This is a genomic window from Caulobacter vibrioides (assembly GCF_002310375.3).
In the GTDB taxonomy this organism is placed as follows: domain Bacteria; phylum Pseudomonadota; class Alphaproteobacteria; order Caulobacterales; family Caulobacteraceae; genus Caulobacter; species Caulobacter vibrioides_D.
In genome coordinates this window covers 1632212-1652630 of record NZ_CP023315.3, presented here as the reverse complement: position 1 = coordinate 1652630, position 20419 = coordinate 1632212, and the positions used below count along the sequence as shown (strand labels likewise).

Sequence of the window (20419 nt, the reverse complement as noted above, 5' to 3'; positions counted from 1 at the left end):
TCGCCATTTCGGCCCCAACCGATCAATTTGGTGAGAGCGCATTGACCTAGGACAAACGGTCCAATGTCGTGGTGCGGCGCCGTGGCGTATCGCGCGTCATCATGCGACCAAGCTTCAGATCCCCCCTGTCGTCACGCGCCCTCAAGTCGTTGTTGCTCGCGCCAGCCTTGCTGGCGCTGGGCGGCTGCGACTGGGTGGTGATGAACCCGTCCGGCGACATCGCCAACCAGCAGCGCGACCTGATCATCCTCGCGACTGTGCTGATGTTGTTGATCATCGTCCCGGTCATCGCCCTGACCCTGTTCTTCGCCTGGAAGTACCGGTCGTCGAACGAGGAGGCGACCTACGCTCCCGACTGGCACCACTCCACCCGCCTGGAGATCGTGATCTGGGCCGCGCCGCTGGTGATCATCACCATCCTGGGCGCGGTGACCTGGACCAGCACGCACCTGCTGGACCCCTATCGGCCGCTGGACCGCATCGCGCCCGGGCGCTCGGCCGAGAACATCAAGCCGCTCAGGGTCCAGGTCGTCGCGCTCGATTGGAAGTGGCTGTTCATCTATCCCGAACTGGGCATCGCCACGGTCAACGAGATGGCCGCGCCGGTCGATCGGCCGCTGAACTTCGAGCTGACCAGCTCGTCGGTGATGAACTCGTTCTACGTGCCGGCTCTGGCGGGTCAGATCTACGCCATGCCCGGCATGACCACCAAGCTGCACGCGGTGATCAACAAGCCCGGCCAGTTCGAGGGCTTCTCGGCCAACTACAGCGGCGACGGCTTCTCGCACATGCGCTTCAAGTTCCGCGGCATGAGCGAGGCGGACTTCGCGCGCTGGACCGCTGAGGTCCGCAAGGGCGGCGGTCGCCTGGACGGCTCTCGCTACCTCGTCCTTGAAAAGCCCAGTCAGAAGGTCCCGCCCCAGCGCTTCGCCGCCGTGGACGAGGACCTGTTCCACCGGGCCGTCAATCGCTGCGTCGAGCCTGGCAAGATGTGCCAGCACGACATGATGCGCATCGACGCCAAGGGCGGCCTGGGCATGGCCGGCGTCTACAACGTCACCACGCTCGAATACGACAAACGCGTCCGACGCGGCGAAGGCGGCGGCCTGCGCACGTTCGTCGCCGCACTTTGCGCGCCTTTTACCGCCCCGCCCGCGCGCTGATCCTTTTCCAGAGGCCTTTCATGTCCCCGGACCTCGTCAAGTTCATCTTCGGCCGTCTCACCTGGGACGCCATTCCGCTGCACGAACCGATCCTGCTGGTCACCTTCTCGGTCGTCGTTCTCGGCGGCCTCACCGTGCTGGCCCTGCTGACCCGCTACAAGCTGTGGGGCTATCTGTGGCGCGAGTGGCTGACCAGCGTCGACCACAAGAAGATCGGGGTGATGTACATCATCCTGGCGATCATCATGCTGCTGCGCGGCTTCGCCGACGCGCTGATGATGCGCGCGCAACAGGCCATGGCGTTCGGTGACGCCGCCGGCTACCTGCCGCCGGACCACTACGACCAGATCTTCACGGCCCACGGCGTGATCATGATCTTCTTCGTGGCCATGCCGCTGGTCACGGGCCTGATGAATCTGGTGGTGCCGCTGCAGATCGGCGCGCGTGACGTCTCGTTCCCGTTCCTGAACAACTTCAGCTTCTGGATGACCGTCGGCGGCGCGGTGCTGGTGATGGCCTCGCTGTTCGTGGGCGAGTTCGCGCGCACGGGCTGGCTGGCCTACCCGCCCCTGTCGAACATCGCCTACAGTCCGGGCGTCGGGGTCGACTACTATATCTGGGCGCTACAGATCGCCGGGGTCGGCACACTGCTGTCAGGCATCAACCTGGTCGTGACCATCGTGAAGATGCGCGCCCCGGGCATGAGCCTGATGAAGATGCCGGTCTTCACCTGGACCGCGCTGTGCACCAACGTGCTGATCGTCGCGGCCTTCCCGATCCTGACCGCCGTCCTGGGCCTGCTGTCAGCGGACCGTTATCTAGGCACCAACTTCTTCACGAACGACTTCGGGGGCAACCCGATGATGTACGTGAACCTGATCTGGATCTGGGGTCACCCCGAGGTCTACATCCTGATCCTGCCGGCGTTCGGCGTGTTCTCCGAGGTCGTCGCGACCTTCTGCCGCAAGCGTCTCTTCGGCTACAGCTCGATGGTCTACGCCACCGTCGTCATCACGCTGCTGTCGTACATCGTCTGGCTGCACCACTTCTTCACGATGGGCTCGGGCGCGTCCGTGAATGCGTTCTTCGGCATCACCACCATGATCATCTCGATCCCCACAGGGGCGAAGATCTTCAACTGGCTGTTCACGATGTACCGGGGCCGTATCCGGTTCGAGGTTCCGATGCTGTGGACCATGGGCTTCATGGTCACCTTCGTGATCGGCGGTATGACCGGCGTGCTGCTGGCCGTTCCGCCCGCCGACTTCGTGCTGCACAACAGCCTGTTCCTGATCGCCCACTTCCACAACGTGATCATCGGCGGCGTGGTGTTCGGCATGTTCGCCGGCATCGTCTACTGGTTCCCCAAGGCGTTCGGCTTCCGCCTCGATCCGTTCTGGGGAAAGCTGTCGTTCTGGTTCTGGCTGAGCGGCTTCTACTTCGCCTTCATGCCGCTGTACGTGCTGGGCCTGATGGGCGTGACGCGACGCGTCAGCCACTTCGAGGACCCGTCCCTGCAGATCTGGTTCATGATCGCGGCGTTCGGCGCAGTGCTGATCCTGTTCGGCATCATCGCCTTCATCGTCCAGATCGTGGTCAGCATCCGCAATCGCGAGGCGCTGCGCGACGAGACCGGCGATCCGTGGGACGGCCGCACCCTGGAGTGGTCCACGTCCTCGCCGCCGCCGGCCTACAACTTCGCGTTCACCCCGGTGGTCCACGAGCTGGACGCCTGGTGGGACATGAAGCAACGCGGCTACGTCCGGCCAACCAGCGGCTTCATCCCGATCCACATGCCGGCCAACACCTGGGCGGGCGTTGTGCTCGCGGGGCTGAGCGTGGTCTGCGGTTTCGCGATGATCTGGCACATCTGGTGGCTGGCGGTCTTGAGCTTCATCGCTCTGGTCGGCGCCGCGATCGCCCACACCTTCAACTTCAAGCGTGACTACTATGTCCCGGCCGAGGAGGTCGTCCGCGTCGAGGACGCCCGCACCCAGGCCCTGCGGAGCCTGACCTGACCATGGCCGCTCATTCCCATGCCGTATCAACGGCCGATCCAAACCAGTTCTACCTGACCAAGGAGCACCACCCCGAGAACGGAACCCTGCTGGGGTTCTGGATCTACCTGATGAGCGACTGCCTGATCTTCGCGGTCCTGTTCGCCTGCTACGCTGTCCTGGGACAGAGCTACGCGGCCGGACCGTCAGGCGCGGACCTGTTCGACCTGAAGCTTGTGGCCATCAACACCGGTCTGCTGCTGCTGTCCTCGATCACCTACGGCTTTGCGATGATCGCGGCCCAGGCCCGGAAGGTGAAGCCGGTGCTGATCTGGCTAGGCGTCACCGGTCTGCTGGGCGTCGGCTTCCTGTCGCTGGAAATCTATGAGTTCGCGCACCTGATCCACGAGGGCGCCACGCCGCAGCGCAGCGCGTTCCTGTCGTCGTTCTTCGTGCTGGTCGGAACGCACGGCCTGCACGTGACCTTCGGCGTCATCTGGCTGGTCACCCTGATGGTCCAGGTCGCCCAGCGCGGCCTCGGCGTCGAGATGCGACGCCGACTGATGTGCCTGTCGATGTTCTGGCACTTCCTGGACGTCATCTGGATCGGCGTCTTCTCGTTCGTCTACCTGCTGGGAGTCCTGAAATGAACGCCGCCAGCCATGATGCGCACCCCGCCCATGAGCACCACGACGACGATCACGGCGGCGCCCATGGGACGCGGAAGGACTATGTGATCGGCTTTGTCCTGGCCGTGATCCTGACCGCCATCCCGTTCTGGCTGGTCATGGCCGACGTCCTGCCCAACGCCCAGATGACCGCCGTGGCGGTGATGGGCCTGGCGGTGATCCAGGTGGTGGTTCACATGATCTACTTCCTGCACATGAACAGCCGCTCGGAGGGCGGATGGACGATGCTGGCCCTGATGTTCACCTTGATCCTGGTGGTGATCACGCTGGCTGGCTCGCTCTGGGTGATGCACAACCTGAACACCCACATGATGCCGGACATGAACCACGACATGCAGCAGATGCCGTGACCCGGAGGGCGAAGGCTCCTGGACTTGCGCTGGTCGGGCTCTGCGTCGCTTTCACGGCGCTGTTTCTGGCGCTCGGCGGCTGGCAACTGCAGCGGCGGGCCTGGAAGCTGGAGCTGATCGCCCAGGTCGACCAGCGCATCCACGCCGCGCCCTCTCCCGCCCCGGGGCCCGGTGACTGGAAGAGCCTCTCGCCGACCTCCGCCGCCTATCGCCGCGTGAGCGTCACCGGCGTGCTGGATCATCGCGGCGAAACCCTGACCCAGGCCGTGACCGATCTGGGGCCGGGGTTCTGGGTGATGACGCCGCTGCGCGGCGCTGAGGGCTTCACCGTGCTGGTCAACCGGGGCTTCGTGCCTGCGGCGCGGCGCGATCCGGCCCAGCGCCCATTGGGGCGACTGGTCGGTCCGGTGACGATCACCGGACTGCTGCGCTTCAGCGAACCGGGCGGCGGCTTCCTGCGCGCCAACCGGCCGGACGAAGGCCGCTGGTACTCAAGAGACATCGCCGCGATCGCCAAGGCGCGCGGCCTTGGGGTGACCGCGCCCTACTTCATCGACGCCGATAACACGCCCAATCCCGGCGGCTGGCCGCGCGGCGGCCTGACCGTGGTGCGCTTCGCCAACAGCCACCTTATCTATGCCCTGACCTGGTTCAGCCTCGCCGCCTTCTGCGGCGGCGCGGGCGTGTTCGTCCTTCGGGATGCGCGCCGGAACCGTGACGAAGGAGCGGCATGACGCCCACAGCCAGCATGGTGATCTCCGGTGTGTCCGGCTGGCTCTCGGGCGCGCGCGCCGCCGAGAACGCCAACGGACCCGCCGACGCGATCGCGCGGCAGAACATGCTGCAGCTGATCCACCTGCGCTGGATCGCCGTGTTCGGTCAGGTCGTGACGATCCTGGTTGTGCATTTCAGCCTCGGGTTCAAGCTGCCGCTGCCGGCCATGATGCTGGTGCTGCTGGCGCTGATCCTGCTGAATCTCTTCAGCCTGTTGCGGCTCAAGCGGATCGAGCCGCTGGGCCGTTACGAGCTGTTCGCCGCGCTGGCGTTCGACGCGCTGGCCCTGACCATCCAGCTCTATTTCAGCGGCGGGGCCTCGAACCCGTTCACGACCCTCTATCTGCTGCACGTGATCCTTGGGGCCGTACTGCTAGAAGCCTGGGCCACCTGGGCGATCGTCGCCCTGATCAGCTCCTGCTTCTTGGCGCTGGTCGGCTTCAACCGTCCGATCATCGCCACGGGCCTGAGCGACCAGGCGTTCTTCGAGCTTTTCATCCTGGGGATGCTGATCGGCGTGGTCCTGGACGCGCTGCTGCTGGTCACCTTCGTGGGACGGATCAACGCCAACCTTCGCCGCCACGACGCGCGCCTGGCGCAGATGCGCCAACGCGCGGCCGAGGAGACCCATATTGTCCGCATGGGCCTCCTGGCCTCCGGCGCGGCGCACGAGCTGGGGACGCCCTTGGCGACGCTTGACGTCATCCTCGGCGACTGGCGACGCATGCCGCTGTTCAAGGCCAATCCCGAACTCGCCCAAGAGCTCGAGGATATGCGCGGCGAGGTCCGGCGCTGTAAGGCGATCGTGACCGGCGTGCTGCAATCGGCAGGCGAAGCGCGCGGCGGCGAGGTGCGCGCCAGCACCCTGCGCGCCTTCATGGACGAGGTGATCGGCGAGTGGCGCGCCACCCGCGACGATCGGATTCTCGTCTACGAGACCGACCTGTTGGACGCGACGCCGATCGTCGCGGAGTCGACCCTCAAGCAGGGCGTCCACAACGTGCTCGACAATGCGCTGGAGGCGACCACCAGCGTCGTACGCCTTCGCGCCGCCGTCCGCGACGGCTGGGTGCGGATCGAGGTCGAGGACGACGGCCCTGGCTTCACCCCCAGCGCGCTGGAGGACTTCGGAAAGCCCTACAACTCGACCAAGGGCCGGGTTGGAGGAGGCCTTGGCCTCTTCCTCGTCGTGAACGTGCTGCGCAAGCTGGGCGGCGCGGTCGCGGCCTCAAATCCGCCCGAGGGCGGCGCGCGCGTAACGATGCGGTTTCCGCTGTCGGCGCTGGAGATCACGCGAAATGGCTGAACGGCGCCTGATGCTGATCGAGGACGACGACAAGTTCGCCGCCACGCTCAAGCGGTCCTTCGAGCGACGCGACTACGCGGTCGCCCATGTCCGCGGCCTGGAAGAAGCCCTCGCCGCCCTGGAAACGTTCGCGCCGCGATACGCCGTGGTGGATCTGAAACTGGCCGGCGAGTCAGGCCTGGCCTGCGTCCGCGCCCTGGCCGCGCATGATCCGAGCATGCTGATCGTCGTGCTCACGGGCTTCGCCAGCATCGCCACTGCGGTCGAGGCCATCAAGCTGGGCGCCTGCCACTACCTAGCCAAGCCCTCCAACACCGACGATATCGAGGCCGCCTTCCAGAAGCGGGAGGGTGATGCGGGCGCGACGATCGACGGTCGCGCGACGTCCATCAAGAACCTGGAATGGGAGCGGATCCACCAGACCCTGGTCGAGACCGACTTCAACATTTCTGAGGCCGCACGGCGCCTGGGCATGCATCGCCGAACCCTGGCCCGAAAGCTCGAAAAGCGCCGCATCGCCTGACGACGACCGCGCGCGGCGCTCCGATCGGTCCTGGAGCCAAGACCATTCACGAAGACGCTCGCCAGTGGAAACACAATTGTCGCAAACGCGCCGCCCGGCCTGTGGCGAAAGCCAAGCTGGCGCCATATCTCTGATAGTGGCGCCGCAATCCATGGAGACCCGGGTGAAGCCATTGTTCTCCACCCGTCTGACGGTGGCCTTCGCCTTGATGGCGTCGCTCGCGCTGGCGCAGGGCGGTTTGGCGGCCTGGATCGCCGACCGGGCGGAACACCAGGTGATGCGCGGGCGGGTCGCCGGCGACCTGCAAAGCGCGTTCTGGGAGCTCTCGGCGACCAAGCAGCGTCTACGCGCCTGGTCCCTGCGCGCTCTGATCGGCGCGCCTCACACCCCTGGCGACGGCGAGATGCTCCGGCTGCGCATGGCGGACGCCATCGTCCGCCTTCAGGATCTGAGCGCTCGCGCCGAGCAGATGGATCGGGCGATGGGCATCGAGTCGCGGGAGGGGTCAGAGCGCAACGATGCGCTGAAGCTGCTCTCGCAAAGCGTCGTCTCGCTGCAGGAGCGGATCGCCGAGATCAATCGGCGTGGCCCAACCCAGGACGCCTTGGCGGCTTGGGCCGAGATTGAGACTGTTTTCGACAAGGGCGCTGGCCGGGATCTGCGCGAGATCCTCAATGAGCGCATCCGCACCGAAGCCGAGATTCTCAAGCGAACACGAGAAACGGCCGATCTCTATCTTGAGCGGGTGAAGCTTCTGAGCTGGTCCGCCGCAGGTACACTCAGCCTGATTGCGATCAGCCTCGCCATCTATTTCATCCGGGCCCTGCGCCGCCCGCTGGCGGCGATGTCCGACGGCGCCAAGGCGTTCGAGCAGGGACGCCTGGACCACCGCATGCCCGAGCGTGGGTTCCTGGAGTTTGCGCACCTGGGGGCCAGCATGAACCACATGGCCGCGGAACTTTCGGCGCGACGCGAACAGGAGGCCGAGCTGCGGGCGGGTCTCGAGATTCAGGTCGCCACGCGAACCGAGGAACTGGAAGCGGCTCTGGCCGAACTGCGCCAGGTCGAGGCGCGACGACGACAGCTGCTGGGTGACATCAGCCACGAACTCCGCACCCCTATGACCGCCATTCGGGGCGAAGCCGAGGTCGCGCTGCGCGGCAGCAAGTCAATGGAGGACTATCGCGAGGCCCTCCAACGCATCACGCAAGCGTCCCGACAGATGGGCGCGCTGATCGAGGATCTGCTGATGATGGCCCGCAGCGACGCCGAGCTGCTGCATCTCAATCTGACGGACATGGACCCACGACAGGCGCTGGAAGAAGCCATCGCTACGCTCTCGCCCGTCGCGCACGTCCGCGAAGTCGAACTGCGGGTCGACATAGACGACGGCGTGGTGCGGGTCGCAGCGGATGGACAACGGCTGCAACAGGTCATGGCGCTGCTGCTGGACAACGCGATCCGTTACTCTCAGCCTGGCGGCACCGTCGACATCGTCGCCGGCGCGCCGGCGGACGCCCCGGGGACCTGGCGCCTGGAGATCAGCGATCGGGGCATCGGGATTACCGAGGTCGACTTGGCGCGGGTGTTCGAACGCGGCTTCCGCTCGGCGGCGGCCCGAGCCCATCGGGCGGACGGGACAGGCCTTGGGCTCCCCATCGCCAAGGCGCTGGCGGAGCGCCAGGGCGGCGCCCTCACCCTGCGCAGCGAGCCGGGCCAGGGCGTCAGCGCGATCTTGACCCTGCCCTGCGCGGCCAACGCGTACCTCGAAGGAGCCAACTAGATGCACATCCTCGTGGTGGAGGACGATACGCGCGTCGCGGACTTCCTCGAACGTGGACTGAAGGCGGAGGGCTACAAGGTCCGCGTCGCGCGCGACGGGATCAGCGGCCTGGAGGCGGCCCGCGACCTGGACGCGATGCTGCGGGAGCTGGATCAGCGCGGGGTCATCCTGCTGGACCTGATGCTGCCGAAGATGACCGGTATGGAGGTCTGCCAGACCCTTAGGGCGTCGGGCGTCCTGACGCCCGTGCTGATGCTGACTGCGCTGGGCGCCGTGGACGACCGCGTGACGGGACTGAGGACGGGCGCCGACGACTATCTGGTCAAGCCGTTCTCGTTCGAGGAACTCCTCGCCCGCATCGAAGCCCTGCTTCGCCGATCGCGTGACCAACGCGCGCCCGCCAATCGCAAGCTCAAGGCCGGCGGCGTCGAGCTGGACAGGACGACCATGCGGGTGTCCCGTGACGGCGAAGAGGTGGTTCTGACCGCGCGGGAGCTTGCGCTTCTGGAGCTGTTTCTTTCCTCGCCGGGCCGCGTCCTGAGCCGCGAGCGCATCCTCTCGAATGTATGGGGCGTGGACGAGGATCCCCTGACGAATGTGGTCGATGTCTATGTTCGCAGGTTGCGCGCCAAGATCGATCCCCCGAACGCACCGTCGTTCCTCACCACGGTCAGGGGACTTGGATATCGGCTCGAGCCTGATCCGGCGAAAGTCCCCTTGGGCGCCTAGAGCCCTTTCCGATCTGATTGAATCCGTCAGATCGGATAAAAAGATAGCTATTTCAAAAGCTTAGAGCGTTCTTCAATCCAATCACCGCTTCACACTGATCGGAGAACGCTCTGGCGTCGCCCACGGAAAAGCCCGCGCGGGGGAGGATCCGCGCGGGCGAAGTCAGTGGGTTGCGAGAAGGGGCGTGGGGATTACTTCGCCGCGTAGGGCAGCGAGGAGTGGTGAACGACGATGCGGATCGCGCCGTCGTCGGTCTTCTTGAAGGCCCAGGTCTTGTCGACCGTCGTCACCTTGCCGTTCTTGTCGGTGATCATGACGTTGCCGGTCGTGGTGGCGACATCGCCGTGGATCTGGACGGCGGCGTTCTTGATCTCGACCGAACGCCAGCCCTGCAGGGCGAAGCCCTTGTCATTGGGATAGTTCGGATCACCGCCGACGAAATAGGCCAGCGCACCGTCCTTGGTGGTGCGGAAGGTCTGCGGCGCCATGGTCAGCGTCGGCTTGAACAGCACCGGACCCAGGTTGTAGCCGTAGGCCTTGTCCAGAACGGTGCTGGCCAGCGCCTTGGCCTTGGCTTGGCCGCCGACCTCATGCTCGCGGGCGATGGCCACCAGCGCCTCACCCCAGGCCTTCTGAGCCGCCAGCACTTCGGCCTCGGTCAGAGCGCCAGAATAGGTGTTGCTCGCCCAGGCGGCCGGAGCGGTCGCAACCGCCGCAAAGAGCGCACCAGCGGCGATGAGAGAGCGGGGGGTCATGTCATTCTCCTGATCTGATTGGCGCCGAGCGCCGTGTGATCAGGTCTAGATCCCTCCAGTGAACCTCAACTGTCGCGAGGATGAACGGCGGATTACAGGGCCTTCGTCACCTTGAGCCCCTAACGAGAAAGGCCGCGCAGCCCGTGGCGGCGCGGCCTGAAGCTCACCTCTGACGGTGGCCCGATACGTCTTGCTACGGCTTCCAGCTGTCAACGGCGCCGACCAAGCCGGCGACCTCGACCGGGGCCAGACCCACCGTCACGCCATCGCCTTGATCGTCCTTGAAGCGGAGCCTCCACGGCGTCCGATCGCCAGGCCGGTACGCGGCGGCGATATCGCGGATGACCCGCTCCGGAGCCTCGAACTCAACCGTCATATGCTGGCTGCAGGTGATGGCCGAGTCCACGCACTCCTCCGTCCAGCGACGCACCGCCGACGGGCTGATTTTCAACAGGCCATCGCTCGTCCGGACGTGCACCGTGGTCACGTCGCGACGGGCGCCGAAGTAGGTGAAGTCGTAGCTGACGCGCCAGGTCACGCCCTCGCCGCCTCGCGACTTCGTAGCCTTGATGAAGCCGTCGTTGACCGCCACGCCGTTCGTGACCCCGCCCTTGCGGTGAACCGGCTTGGTGCTGAACAGCACGTAGTCCTCCAGCGGATCATCGCGGACGTCGATGCGCTGAGCGATCTGGTCGGGCGTCATCTTCACCAGGGAGGCGGCGACGGGCTTGTCGCCCACACCGGCGTGGGCGGCGCCGGCGGCCAGCAGCAGAGCCAGGCCCGCCGAGCCAATCGAGAGTTTGGGCGCGATCATGTGAGAAGTGCTTTCAGTTAGAATTGCAGGTTGATCCAGACGGCCGCAGCGTGCGTCACAGCGTCAGGACCCGTTCGATAGGCGCGCTGGTGCAGGTATCCTGGCTCCAGCGTCACGGTCTTGGAGATCGGCACGGAGACACCGGCGAAGCTCCGCCAAAGGTGCAGGCCGTCGCGCTGCCCCCAGCCCGTCTGGTTGAGCCCGACGAAAGCTTCGGTCCAGGCCACGCCACGAACGCCGTCCTTGAGCGGCGCCGTCAGGCGGACTTGCTGGCGAATTCGCCAACCCGCGCCATCCCGTCCTTCCACCCAGCGCTGCTCCAGTCGCGTCCGGCCCGTGAGCGTCGCCCCTTTCCCGTCGCCTGCGACGCGGAAGGACAGTTGCTGCCATCCACGATGCTCGTGGGTCGTCGGACGTCCTTCGGGCGTGGATCGAACATACGCATAGCCGAGCGAGGCGGTCGTGGCGCTGTCCAGCCGCCAACCGACCGATGGACGGATGATCGCCTGGCCCAGGCGGCTGGCGTCGTTGGTGAAGCGCGCCTGGGTGTCCAGCGACAGGACCGTCTTGTCGCCGAGCGTTCGCGACGCATTGACGATCGACCACAACTGACCGTCCTCATCGGCCGCACGCGCAGTTCCTGCGCTGGCGAGCGCGAGGCCCGCCAGCGTCAGGCCAAGGGCGGCGCGACCGCCGCGTCCTTGGATTAGAAGCGCCATGTCACACCCGCGCTCGCCACCCACGGATCGAGCTTGTGCTTGGTCTCCAGCACCACGCGATCGCCGGCGCGGAACTGCGCCGTGGTGTCGACGAAGTACCGCTTCACGTCGACGCTGAGGCCGACCGCCTTGCCGGGCAGCGGAATATCGACGCCCGCCTGCAACGCCACACCCAGCTCGCTGGAAAGGCCAACCTTGGTCGCCCCCAGTGCGCGGACGCTGGCGCCGACGCTTTCACCAAACACCATGAAATAGGCCGGGCCTGCTCCGACGTAGGGCTTCACGCCGCCCGACAGCGGCATGTGATACTTCAACGTCACCGTCGCCGGGATGACCTCGGCGTTGTCGACAAGCGCTGCGCCATTCAGAGGCCCCGCGCCTCGAACATCGTGTTGCGTGACACAGCAGATCGTCTCGACCGAAACGCGCGGGGAAAAGAAGTATTCCGCCGCCACGGTCGGGACCCACGCGTCCTTGGCCCGGGTGTCAGAACCCGCCGGCAAGCGCAGTTGGTCGACGTTCACCTTGGTGATCGCGCCGTCGACGGCGACCCGCGTCGCCAGAGCCTTGATCTGGAACTTGCCGCTCTCGGCCGCGCTCACGCTTCCGGCGGCGGCCATGGCCAAGATCGACGTAGCGACCGCGACGAATGTCCCTTGTTTACTCATGAATTCCTGTCCTTCGGGATCGGGCATGCGCCCACAGGACAAGAGCTAGAGAAGCGCCGTGAACCGAGGCTGTCTGCTGGATGAACGGTTGATTACAGCCCTCAGACGCGCCCGGCGCCTGGGCGTCCACGCCTCCTTCCCGCGCAGGCCGCTGGCGGTGCGCTGGACGACGTGGACCTATCCCGGGTCAGATGATCGTCATGCCGCCGTCGACGATGATGATCTGACCGGTGATATGACCGCCCGCGTCGGACGCCAACAGCAAGGCTGGCCCCATCAAGTCGGTGTCGCCGCCCAGCTTGCCCAGCGGCGTCTGGCGCAGCATGTCGTCGCCGTGCTGGCCAAGGGTCGTCATGGTCATCTTGGAGGGGAAGTATCCCGGCGCAACCGCATTCACGCGGATGTTCTTTGGGCCCCACTCCGCCGCCAGCGCCCGGGTCATGTTGATCACCGCGCCCTTGGCGGTGTTGTAGGCGATGGTGCCCAACTGGCTGTGATGGTGTCCCTGAAGGCCTTCGATCGAGGCGACGTTCACGACCGCGCCCTTCCCCTGTTTCAGGAAAGCTTCCCGCGCGACCGCCTGCGTCAGCAGGAAGAGGCCGGTCACGTTCAGGTCCATGACCTTGCTCCAGCCCTCCAGGGGATAGTCCTCGGCCGGTGCGCCCCACGCGGCGCCGGCGTTGTTGACCAGAATATCGATGCGGCCGAACCGCTCGAGTACGCGCGTGGTGAGGTCTTGCGCCGAGCCGGGCTGACTGAGATCGGCGACAAGGCCGACGGCGGTGCGCCCCTCGGCGGTCAAGGCCGCGACGGCGGCGTCAAGTTCGCCCTGCTTGCGGGCGACCAGCGCCACCGCCGCGCCATACTCCGCCAACGCGCGGGCGATCTGCAGGCCAAGACCACGCGAGCCCCCGGTCACGATCGCCACCCGGCCCGTCAGATCAAAGAGCTTGTGCAAGGGCGATGACATCTTGGTCTCCAAACAAAGGACGGGCGCGCGCCATTTTCGCGGACCGCCCTCAGGCCAAGGCCGAGGCGGTCGTGTTGGCGAAGAGTCTGGCATGCGCCAATGGCCTGCGAAAGCGCGCCCCGACGTCAGGCGCCCGACCTTCGTGCGCGTCCGGCCGTCCTCAGACCTCGGCGCGACCGTAGCCGACGACCTTGACGATCTCCCGGGCGTCGTAGGCGTCGCGGTCACGAGGAGTCGGCCCCTTGCCGAACACCACCTCGATCGAGCGAGCGTAGGCCGGCCCCGGGCCGAGGTTGAAACTCGTGCCCAAGCCAACGCCGATCCCGCTGTGTCGACCAAAGCTCGCCGAGCCGCCGCCGACGGACAGGCGCGGCCCCGATCCGCCGCTCATGGTCGTCGAACGATCGGCGACACGGAACCAGTCATATCCGTCCCGCAGCGCCAGTTCCGCAGCGCGGAGCAGCGCATAGTCCGCCACCTGGGCTTCCGGCGCGCCGGGACCACCCTGGAAGGTCACGCGATACCGCCCGGCCTCAAGCCGGTACTCGGAATAGCCAACAGCGGTCGGCGCGCTCGCGGCGGCGCGATAAACCGTCGGGGCCGTGGCGCAGCCGGCCAGCAAAAGCGCGGCCAGGCCGGCGGCGATCAAGGGTCTGGCGGTCTTCATGGCGGAATACCTCTCACGCCTGCTCAACGGTCGCCGGACGCGGCTGTTCCGGGACGGGCAGGTCCAGGGCCGTGAGCATCGCCGTGAAATCGGCTGGAAGCGGGGCGAAAATCTTCCGCTCCCCGCCCAGCGGATGCGGGAAGGTGAGGCTTGCGGCGTGAAGCATCAGGCGCGGGGCGGCGATCCCCCCCAGCATCAACGCTCCCCCATAACGACTGTCGCCGACCAGGGGCCGACCGATCGAGGCCATGTGGACGCGCAACTGGTGCATGCGACCCGTATCGGGAGACAGCTCGACCAGGGCGGCCAAGCCGTTGTGCGCCGAGGTGCGATAGCGGCTGCGCGCGGTCTCGGCGTCCGGATGATCCGGCGCGCAGACCCGCATATAGGCCTCGCGGCCGATGGACTCGCGGCGCAGTGGACTATCGATCATGCCGCCCTTCGGCTCGGGCGCGCCGGCGACGATAGCCAGATAGCTCTTGCGGAAGCGCTTGGCCTCAAGGGCCTTGCCCAGCATGGACGCCGCCAGCTTGGTCTTGGCCGTCAAGATCACGCCCGAGGTGTCGCGGTCCAGGCGATGCACAAGCTTAGGCCGAGGCCGGTTCGGGCGCGCGAACGCCCAGAGCAGGTCATCCAGGGTATGGGCCTTGATCCGCCCGCCCTGGCTGGACAGGCCGGGCGGCTTGTTCAGTACGATGATCGTCTCGTCCTCGTAGAGCACCCACGACTGGGCCGCCGCGATCTCCTCCGGCGTCAGGGTGATGGGGGTCTCGGAGGCCTTGGGCTTGGGCTGGGCGGGGGGACGGCGCGGCGGCTTGTTCATCTCCAGTCCCCTAGCATGTCCAAAATCCGATTTCCCCGGCGAATGCCGGGGTCCAGATCGAACCCTCTGACGCTTCCGGATCTGTCAGAGCACCGCGTCGAGAACGCCCAAACCGCTCCGGATGAATCTAGGCCCCGGCCTTCGCCGGGGAAGTCGGCGAAGGGGCGGTCTACTTCCCGTCCTTACGCACCTTGCCCCAGGCCTCCAAGCGCTCACGCACCTTGGCCTCGGCGCCGACGGGTTTGGGCTCATAGAAGCGTCGGCGCTCCATGCCGTCCGGGAAGTAGTTCTGGCCCGAGACGCCGCCCTCGACATCGTGATCGTAGGCGTAGCCGTCGCCATAGCCCAGCGACTTCATCAGCTTGGTCGGGGCGTTGAGGATGTGCGACGGCGGCATCAGGCTGCCGGTCTCCTTGGCCGCGCGGCGGGCGGCCTTGTAGGCCATGTAGACCGCGTTCGACTTGGGCGCGCTGGCCATGTGGACGACGGCCTGGGCCAAGGCCAGTTCGCCCTCGGGCGATCCCAGGAAGTCGTAGGCGTCCTTGGCCGCCGTGGTCAGCAGGAGGGAGAGCGGATCGGCCGCGCCGATGTCTTCGGACGCCATGCGCACCAGGCGGCGGGCGATGAACAGCGGATCCTCGCCGCCTTCCAGCATCCTCGCCAGCCAATAGAGCGCCGCGTCCGGATCACTGCCGCGCACCGACTTATGCAGGGCCGAGATGAGGTTGTAGTGCTCCTCGCGGTCCTTGTCGTAGGCCGGGCGGCGCTTTTGCAGGAACTGACCCAGCTGGGTCGGGTTCAGCGGCGTGTCGGTCCCGATCGAGAACAGGGTCTCGGCCAGGGTCAGCAGGTAGCGGCCATCGCCGTCGGCCATGGAGACCAGGGTCGAACGCGCCTCGGCGTCGATCGGCAGCGGCCGGTTCTCGGCGACCTCGGCGCGTTGCAGCAAGAGCTCTAGCGAGTCCTCGGTCAGGCGCTTGAGCACGAACACCTGGCAGCGCGACAACAAAGCGCCGTTCAGCTCGAACGAGGGGTTCTCGGTCGTGGCCCCGACCAGGGTGACGATCCCCTCCTCCACGAACGGCAGAAAGCCGTCCTGCTGGGCGCGGTTGAAGCGGTGGATCTCGTCGACGAACAGCAGGGTGCTCTGGCCGGCCATGCGACGCGCACGGGCCTGCTCGAAGGCCTTCTTCAGATCGGCGACGCCCGAGAACACAGCCGAGATCTGCATGAACTCATAACCGCCGGCCTTGGCCAGCAGGCGGGCGATGGTGGTCTTGCCCGTGCCCGGCGGTCCCCACAGGATCATTGAGGCCAAGCGATGGGCGGCCGCCATGCGGCCGACGGCCCCTTCGGGACCCAGCAGGTGCTGCTGCCCCACGACCTCATCGAGGCTCTGGGGCCGCAGGCGGTCGGCCAAGGGCGCCGGCGCGTGGGGAGTCAGGCCGGCGGCCTGGAAGAGATCGGACATGAGTCCGTTCTAGAGCGTGGCAGGCGAAAGTGTGAGCGGTTTCGCCGCCCGCCACGCTGCAAGAACAAGGGCCGCCGGCCTCGAACCCAAACCTAGAACTGCGCCTGGATCAGTTGGCCGTCGCGCTCGATGGTGACATTCCAACGTCCTGCCCGGCCGGCGATCACCGACGCGAGGTCGGCCACCGTGTTGATCTGGCGGCCATTGACGCTACGCACGAAATCACCGGGACGCATCCAGTTGCCGGCGTAGCCTGGCCCGATCTTGGTGACCAAGGCGCCGCGTCCTGCAAACGGATCCACGCCAAGGTCCTGGGCCACCGCCGGCGACAGGTTCATCACCGTGGCGCCGTTGAACGGGTTGTTGCCCGACAGGGTGCGCTCATCGCGGGCCGGGGTCTCCGGCGCGGCGTCGGCGCGAACGGTGATGGTCATCTCGCGGTCGCCGCGACGGATCAGCATGGGCACGCGGTCGCCGACCTTGTGGGTGCCGATCGCAAAGGCGCCGCCGCCCTCGTCGTTCACCGGCTGGCCGTCGATCGAGAGGATGACGTCGCCTTCCTTCAGGCCCGCGCGCTCGGCCGAGGAGCCGGGATAGACCTGGGCCACCAGCACGCCGCTTGGGGCGGTCATGCCCAGGCTCTTGGCGATGTCGCCGGTGACGGTCTGTCCTTTGACGCCCAGCCAGGGCCGCACGATGCTGTGGCCGCCACCTAGCGCAGCGTTGACCACCTGGCGCACCACGCGGGATGGGATGGCGAAACCGACGCCCGACGATGAACCCGAGCGCGAGATGATGAAGGTGTTGATGCCGACCAGATCACCATCCATGTCGACCAGCGGACCGCCGGAGTTACCCGGATTGATCGCCGCGTCGGTCTGGATGTAGCTGCCGAAATCGGCCGCGCCGACGTCGGTTCGCGCCAGGGCCGAGACAATGCCGTTGGTCACGGTCTGGCCGACGCCGAACGGGTTGCCCATCGCCAGGACGAGGTCGCCGACCTCCAGCTGCTCTTGGTCGTCGATGGCCATGACCGGCAGCTTCTCGCCCTTGGTGTCGATCTTCAGAACGGCGAGGTCCGCACGCGGGTCATCCAGAAGCACCACGGCCGGGAACTCACGCCGGTCGGCCAACTGGATGGTGATGTCGCTCATCCCGTTGATATTGTGGTGATTGGTGATGATCACGCCGTCGGCGCGAACGATCGCGCCCGAGCCGAGCGAGCTCTGCACCTGCGAGCCGCCCTGGCCACCGCCCATGAAGAAGTCCCAGAAAGGATCGACACGGCGCTGGACGACGCGGCGGCTTTTGACGTTGACGACAGCCGGCGCCGCCTTCTTCACGACTGGCGAGAACGACTGCTTCATCGAGACCGCGTCGGCCGGAACCCGGCGCGTGGGCTGAGGCATGTCGGGGATCGACTGGGCGTTGGATGGGCCGGCCGGGTTCGAACAGGCCGTCAGCAGGACGAAGACGGGCAGCAGGGCGCGAAGCTTGCGCATGTTGGTCACGAAGGACTCCTAGCGGTTCGCCCGAAACACAGCCCAGATTTCAGGCGAGTCTAAGGCGACGAAAGGTCGAGGTTTAGCCATCACCAAAGCCGTCAGGCCGATTGGGGTTCCGGCGCTGGGGCTGGCTTAGCCTTCGCATAAGCTAGGAGGGTCGCCGCCAGCATCAAGGCCGCCGCGATCAGGATCGGCAGGCCCGGTAGCTGCAGCGTGGCGTCATGCCGGACCGCAAAGGCGAACGGTATCAGGAACAGCGGCGGGCCGACGATCGAGGCGATCCCCATCATCGCCGCGTTCGCGCCTTGCAGTTGGCCTTGCTCGTTGGGCCCCACCCGACGGGTCATCAAGCCCTGCAAGCCCGGCTGGATCAGGCCCGAGAACGTGAAGATCGGCAGACCCGCCAGATAGAGCAGCCCGGTGGGCGCAAAGGCGTAGATCGAGAACCCCAGGAAACCGGCGAAGAGGCCGATCAGCAGCACGCCGCGTTCGCCAAAGCGCTTGACCGCCGGCCCCACGACGAAGGCCTGGATCAGGATGCTGGCGATCCCGCTACCCATCAGCGTCAGGCCGATCGTCTGCGGGCTCCAGCCATAGCGGAAGCCCATGTACAGCACGAAGACGCTGGGCAGGACATTGTGCGCCAGCTGGAACAGAAAGCCGACGCCGGCCAGGCCCATCAGGCCCGGATGGTGACGCAGCAGCTGCAACGAGCCGATCGGATTGGCCTTCCGCCAGTCGAAGCGCGGCTGGCGGCGCTCGGGTGGCAAGGATTCCGGCAGCACGAAGAAGCCGTACAGCCAGTTGGTGAGGGCCAGGGCCGCGCAGACCAGGAACGGCGCGCGATGGTCGAACTCCCAGAGCCAGCCGCCCAGCGCCGGGCCGAACGTGAAGCCGATCCCGAACGCCGCGCCCATCAGACCAAAGCCCTTGGCCCGGTTCTCCGGCGTGGTGACATCGGCCACATAGGCGCTGGCGGTCGAGAAGCTGGCCGCCGTCATGCCGTTGAAGATCCGGCCGATGAACAGCCACCAGAGGTTCGGCGCGAAGGCCATGAACAGGAAGTCGACGCCCAGGCCAAAGATCGAGGTCAGGATCACCGGCCGTCGGCCGAAGCGGTCGGACAGCAAGCCCAGGATCGGCGAGCAGATGAACTGCATCACGCCCCAGGTGGTAGCGAACAGCACATTCCAATCAGCGGCCGCAGCCGTGTCGCCGCCGCCGAACGACTTCACGAGGTTCGGCAGTACCGGGATCATCACGCCGAGCGACAGCACATCCAGGATCGCGGTGACAAAGATGAAGCCCAGGGCGGCCTGACGCCGTACGCCCGTGATCGTGGTGTTCATGACTGCCCCTCGTCGCCCGCCCCTAGGTGGACGCTGTTCGCCCGCGCCGCAAGCCCGGCCAGAAGGTTGCGCCACCATTCCCCGTGTCGCGCCAGAAAGACGGTGTTGGGAAAGCCATGACGCGCCACATGCGGCGCCGGCACGCTGTCCCAGCCGCGATGTTCTACGGTCACCCGGGTCTGCTCACCGACCGGCTCGAAGCGGACCTCGACCTCGGTGTTCATGTCCGGGGTGAACGCCGCCTGCCGCCAGCCGAACACCAGCCGCGCGCCGCGCTCCCAGACGCTGACGACGCCGACCTCGAACACCTTGCCATTGGGTAGGCGCTCCACCAGCCGGCCGCCCTCGAAAGCCATTACGCCCGGCGAACGCGGCGTGAAGGCGAACAGCCCATTGGGCCGCCACCAAACGGCGATGTCATCGACAAAGGCGTCGAACACCACCTCGGGCGGGGCGGCGATACGAAGGGACACCAAAATGCGCGAACTCACGGGGACTTGGCCTCCACATGGGCCTTAAGCGCTGAGAGCTGGTCGACCCAATGATCCTCGGCGGCGTCCAGCCAGGCCTTAAGCTCGTCCATCGGCCCGGGCCGCAGGCGATACACCCGCACCCGGGCGTCGAACTCGGGATGGCTCTCCTCGACGAGGCCGGACTGACGCAGAGCGCGCAGATGCCGGCTCATGGCTGGCGCGGTCAGACCCAGGCTCTCGGCCAGCTCGCCGGCCCGGCGCGGGCGCTCACGCAACAGATCGACCGCGCGCCGACGATGCGGGTCGGCCAGAGCCGCCAGGGTGCGGTCCAGGGCCGCGCTCACGCCGGGACCGGGACCGCAGACATGCGAACGTCGGGCGAGGTCACGTCTTGGCGACCGCGATCTTGAGGCCGCTGCGCTTTTCCATCTCCTCGATGGAGACTGTCTCCACATTGGCCGAGACGGTCCAGAGATGACCTTCCAGGTCGCGGCAACGATAGGTGCGCGCGCCGTAGAACTGGGTCGTCGGCGGCTCGACGATCTCGGCCCCGGCGGCGGCGGCCTTCTGGCAATGGGCGTCCACGTCGTCCTCGATATAGATGTGGATCGTCTGAGTGGTCTTGCCGCCGATCGATGCGGGGCTGGCGTGGGCCGGGCTCCACTCGCCGCCGATCATTACTCTGGAGGCGCCATGGCTCATCTCCGCATGGGCGACGCTGGCGTCCTCGCCCTCGATCAGGAACATTAAGTCAAAGCCAAAGGCCGCTTCCAACCAAGCCAGGGCGGCTTTGGGATCACAATAGGTGACGGCCGAAATCAGGCCCGCGGGATTGGACATGCGCCATTCCTTTTCTTGGAGATGAAATATTTAACGCATATCGAAACTAAT

22 protein-coding genes are annotated in these 20419 nt (G+C 66.5%); 9 read left to right on the top strand and 13 right to left on the bottom strand.

What is annotated here, in order from left to right:
* Window positions 1–101: 101 nt before the first annotated feature.
* The 9 genes from cyoA (at window position 102) to CA606_RS07895 (ending at window position 9314) form a co-directional block, all read left to right on the top strand.
* Entirely contained in the window at window positions 102–1163 is a 1062-nt protein-coding gene (gene cyoA / locus CA606_RS07935; protein WP_096053835.1) for a ubiquinol oxidase subunit II, read from the top strand.
* A 20-nt stretch (window positions 1164–1183) separates the two neighbouring features.
* Window positions 1184–3181, top strand: a complete 1998-nt coding sequence (cyoB, locus tag CA606_RS07930) for a cytochrome o ubiquinol oxidase subunit I (RefSeq protein ID WP_096053834.1) — start codon at window positions 1184–1186, stop codon at window positions 3179–3181.
* Between the two features lie 2 nt (window positions 3182–3183).
* Window positions 3184–3810 carry a cytochrome o ubiquinol oxidase subunit III gene (cyoC, locus tag CA606_RS07925; RefSeq protein WP_096051628.1) on the top strand — a complete coding sequence of 209 codons (627 nt, stop codon included), beginning with the start codon at window positions 3184–3186 and terminating at the stop codon, window positions 3808–3810.
* Window positions 3807–4199 carry a cytochrome o ubiquinol oxidase subunit IV gene (cyoD, locus tag CA606_RS07920; protein ID WP_096051629.1) on the top strand — a complete coding sequence of 131 codons (393 nt, stop codon included), beginning with the start codon at window positions 3807–3809 and terminating at the stop codon, window positions 4197–4199. Before cyoC ends, cyoD begins: the two co-directional genes overlap by 4 nt.
* Window positions 4196–4933 carry an SURF1 family protein gene (locus CA606_RS07915; protein ID WP_096051630.1) on the top strand — a complete coding sequence of 246 codons (738 nt, stop codon included), beginning with the start codon at window positions 4196–4198 and terminating at the stop codon, window positions 4931–4933. The genes cyoD and CA606_RS07915 overlap by 4 nt, the downstream gene beginning before the upstream one ends.
* Window positions 4930–6279, top strand: a complete 1350-nt coding sequence (locus tag CA606_RS07910; protein WP_096051631.1) for an ATP-binding protein — start codon at window positions 4930–4932, stop codon at window positions 6277–6279. The genes CA606_RS07915 and CA606_RS07910 overlap by 4 nt, the downstream gene beginning before the upstream one ends.
* Window positions 6272–6802, top strand: a complete 531-nt coding sequence (locus tag CA606_RS07905; RefSeq protein WP_096051632.1) for a response regulator transcription factor — start codon at window positions 6272–6274, stop codon at window positions 6800–6802. The genes CA606_RS07910 and CA606_RS07905 overlap by 8 nt, the downstream gene beginning before the upstream one ends.
* A 151-nt stretch (window positions 6803–6953) precedes the next feature.
* The gene (locus CA606_RS07900; RefSeq protein WP_096051633.1) at window positions 6954–8585 is read left to right on the top strand and encodes a sensor histidine kinase; all 1632 of its coding nucleotides are present in this window, start codon (window positions 6954–6956) and stop codon (window positions 8583–8585) included.
* Window positions 8586–9314 (top strand): response regulator transcription factor, encoded by a 729-nt coding sequence (locus tag CA606_RS07895; protein WP_096051634.1) that lies wholly within the window; start codon window positions 8586–8588, stop codon window positions 9312–9314.
* Between the two features lie 191 nt (window positions 9315–9505).
* Here CA606_RS07895 and CA606_RS07890 read toward each other — a convergent pair whose 3' ends face one another.
* The 13 genes from CA606_RS07890 to CA606_RS07830 all read right to left on the bottom strand — a co-directional run bounded on the left by CA606_RS07890 (window position 9506) and on the right by CA606_RS07830 (window position 20368).
* The gene (locus CA606_RS07890; RefSeq protein ID WP_096051635.1) at window positions 9506–10069 is read right to left on the bottom strand and encodes a hypothetical protein; all 564 of its coding nucleotides are present in this window, start codon (window positions 10067–10069) and stop codon (window positions 9506–9508) included.
* Window positions 10070–10262: 193 nt separating this feature from the next.
* Window positions 10263–10883 (bottom strand): hypothetical protein, encoded by a 621-nt coding sequence (locus CA606_RS07885; RefSeq protein WP_096051636.1) that lies wholly within the window; start codon window positions 10881–10883, stop codon window positions 10263–10265.
* 17 nt (window positions 10884–10900) lie between these two features.
* Window positions 10901–11626 carry a DUF2490 domain-containing protein gene (locus CA606_RS07880; RefSeq protein WP_096051637.1) on the bottom strand — a complete coding sequence of 242 codons (726 nt, stop codon included), beginning with the start codon at window positions 11624–11626 and terminating at the stop codon, window positions 10901–10903.
* Window positions 11590–12270, bottom strand: a complete 681-nt coding sequence (locus CA606_RS07875; RefSeq protein ID WP_096051638.1) for an OmpW family outer membrane protein — start codon at window positions 12268–12270, stop codon at window positions 11590–11592. Before CA606_RS07875 ends, CA606_RS07880 begins: the two co-directional genes overlap by 37 nt.
* A 187-nt stretch (window positions 12271–12457) precedes the next feature.
* Complete coding sequence (locus tag CA606_RS07870) at window positions 12458–13240, bottom strand: SDR family oxidoreductase (RefSeq protein ID WP_096053836.1); 783 nt, start codon at window positions 13238–13240, stop codon at window positions 12458–12460.
* A gap of 160 nt (window positions 13241–13400) precedes the next feature.
* The gene (locus CA606_RS07865; RefSeq protein WP_096051639.1) at window positions 13401–13934 is read right to left on the bottom strand and encodes a CC0125/CC1285 family lipoprotein; all 534 of its coding nucleotides are present in this window, start codon (window positions 13932–13934) and stop codon (window positions 13401–13403) included.
* Window positions 13921–14730 (bottom strand): RluA family pseudouridine synthase, encoded by an 810-nt coding sequence (locus tag CA606_RS07860; RefSeq protein WP_096051640.1) that lies wholly within the window; start codon window positions 14728–14730, stop codon window positions 13921–13923. Before CA606_RS07860 ends, CA606_RS07865 begins: the two co-directional genes overlap by 14 nt.
* A 169-nt stretch (window positions 14731–14899) precedes the next feature.
* Window positions 14900–16201 (bottom strand): replication-associated recombination protein A, encoded by a 1302-nt coding sequence (locus CA606_RS07855; RefSeq protein WP_096051641.1) that lies wholly within the window; start codon window positions 16199–16201, stop codon window positions 14900–14902.
* 92 nt (window positions 16202–16293) lie between these two features.
* Window positions 16294–17712 carry a DegQ family serine endoprotease gene (locus CA606_RS07850; RefSeq protein WP_096051642.1) on the bottom strand — a complete coding sequence of 473 codons (1419 nt, stop codon included), beginning with the start codon at window positions 17710–17712 and terminating at the stop codon, window positions 16294–16296.
* A gap of 92 nt (window positions 17713–17804) precedes the next feature.
* The gene (locus CA606_RS07845) at window positions 17805–19055 is read right to left on the bottom strand and encodes a TCR/Tet family MFS transporter (RefSeq protein ID WP_096051643.1); all 1251 of its coding nucleotides are present in this window, start codon (window positions 19053–19055) and stop codon (window positions 17805–17807) included.
* Complete coding sequence (locus CA606_RS07840; protein ID WP_096051644.1) at window positions 19052–19546, bottom strand: SRPBCC domain-containing protein; 495 nt, start codon at window positions 19544–19546, stop codon at window positions 19052–19054. Before CA606_RS07840 ends, CA606_RS07845 begins: the two co-directional genes overlap by 4 nt.
* Entirely contained in the window at window positions 19543–19872 is a 330-nt protein-coding gene (locus CA606_RS07835) for an ArsR/SmtB family transcription factor (RefSeq protein ID WP_096051645.1), read from the bottom strand. Before CA606_RS07835 ends, CA606_RS07840 begins: the two co-directional genes overlap by 4 nt.
* A 40-nt stretch (window positions 19873–19912) precedes the next feature.
* Complete coding sequence (locus CA606_RS07830; RefSeq protein ID WP_096051646.1) at window positions 19913–20368, bottom strand: VOC family protein; 456 nt, start codon at window positions 20366–20368, stop codon at window positions 19913–19915.
* Between the last annotated feature and the right edge of the window lie 51 nt (window positions 20369–20419).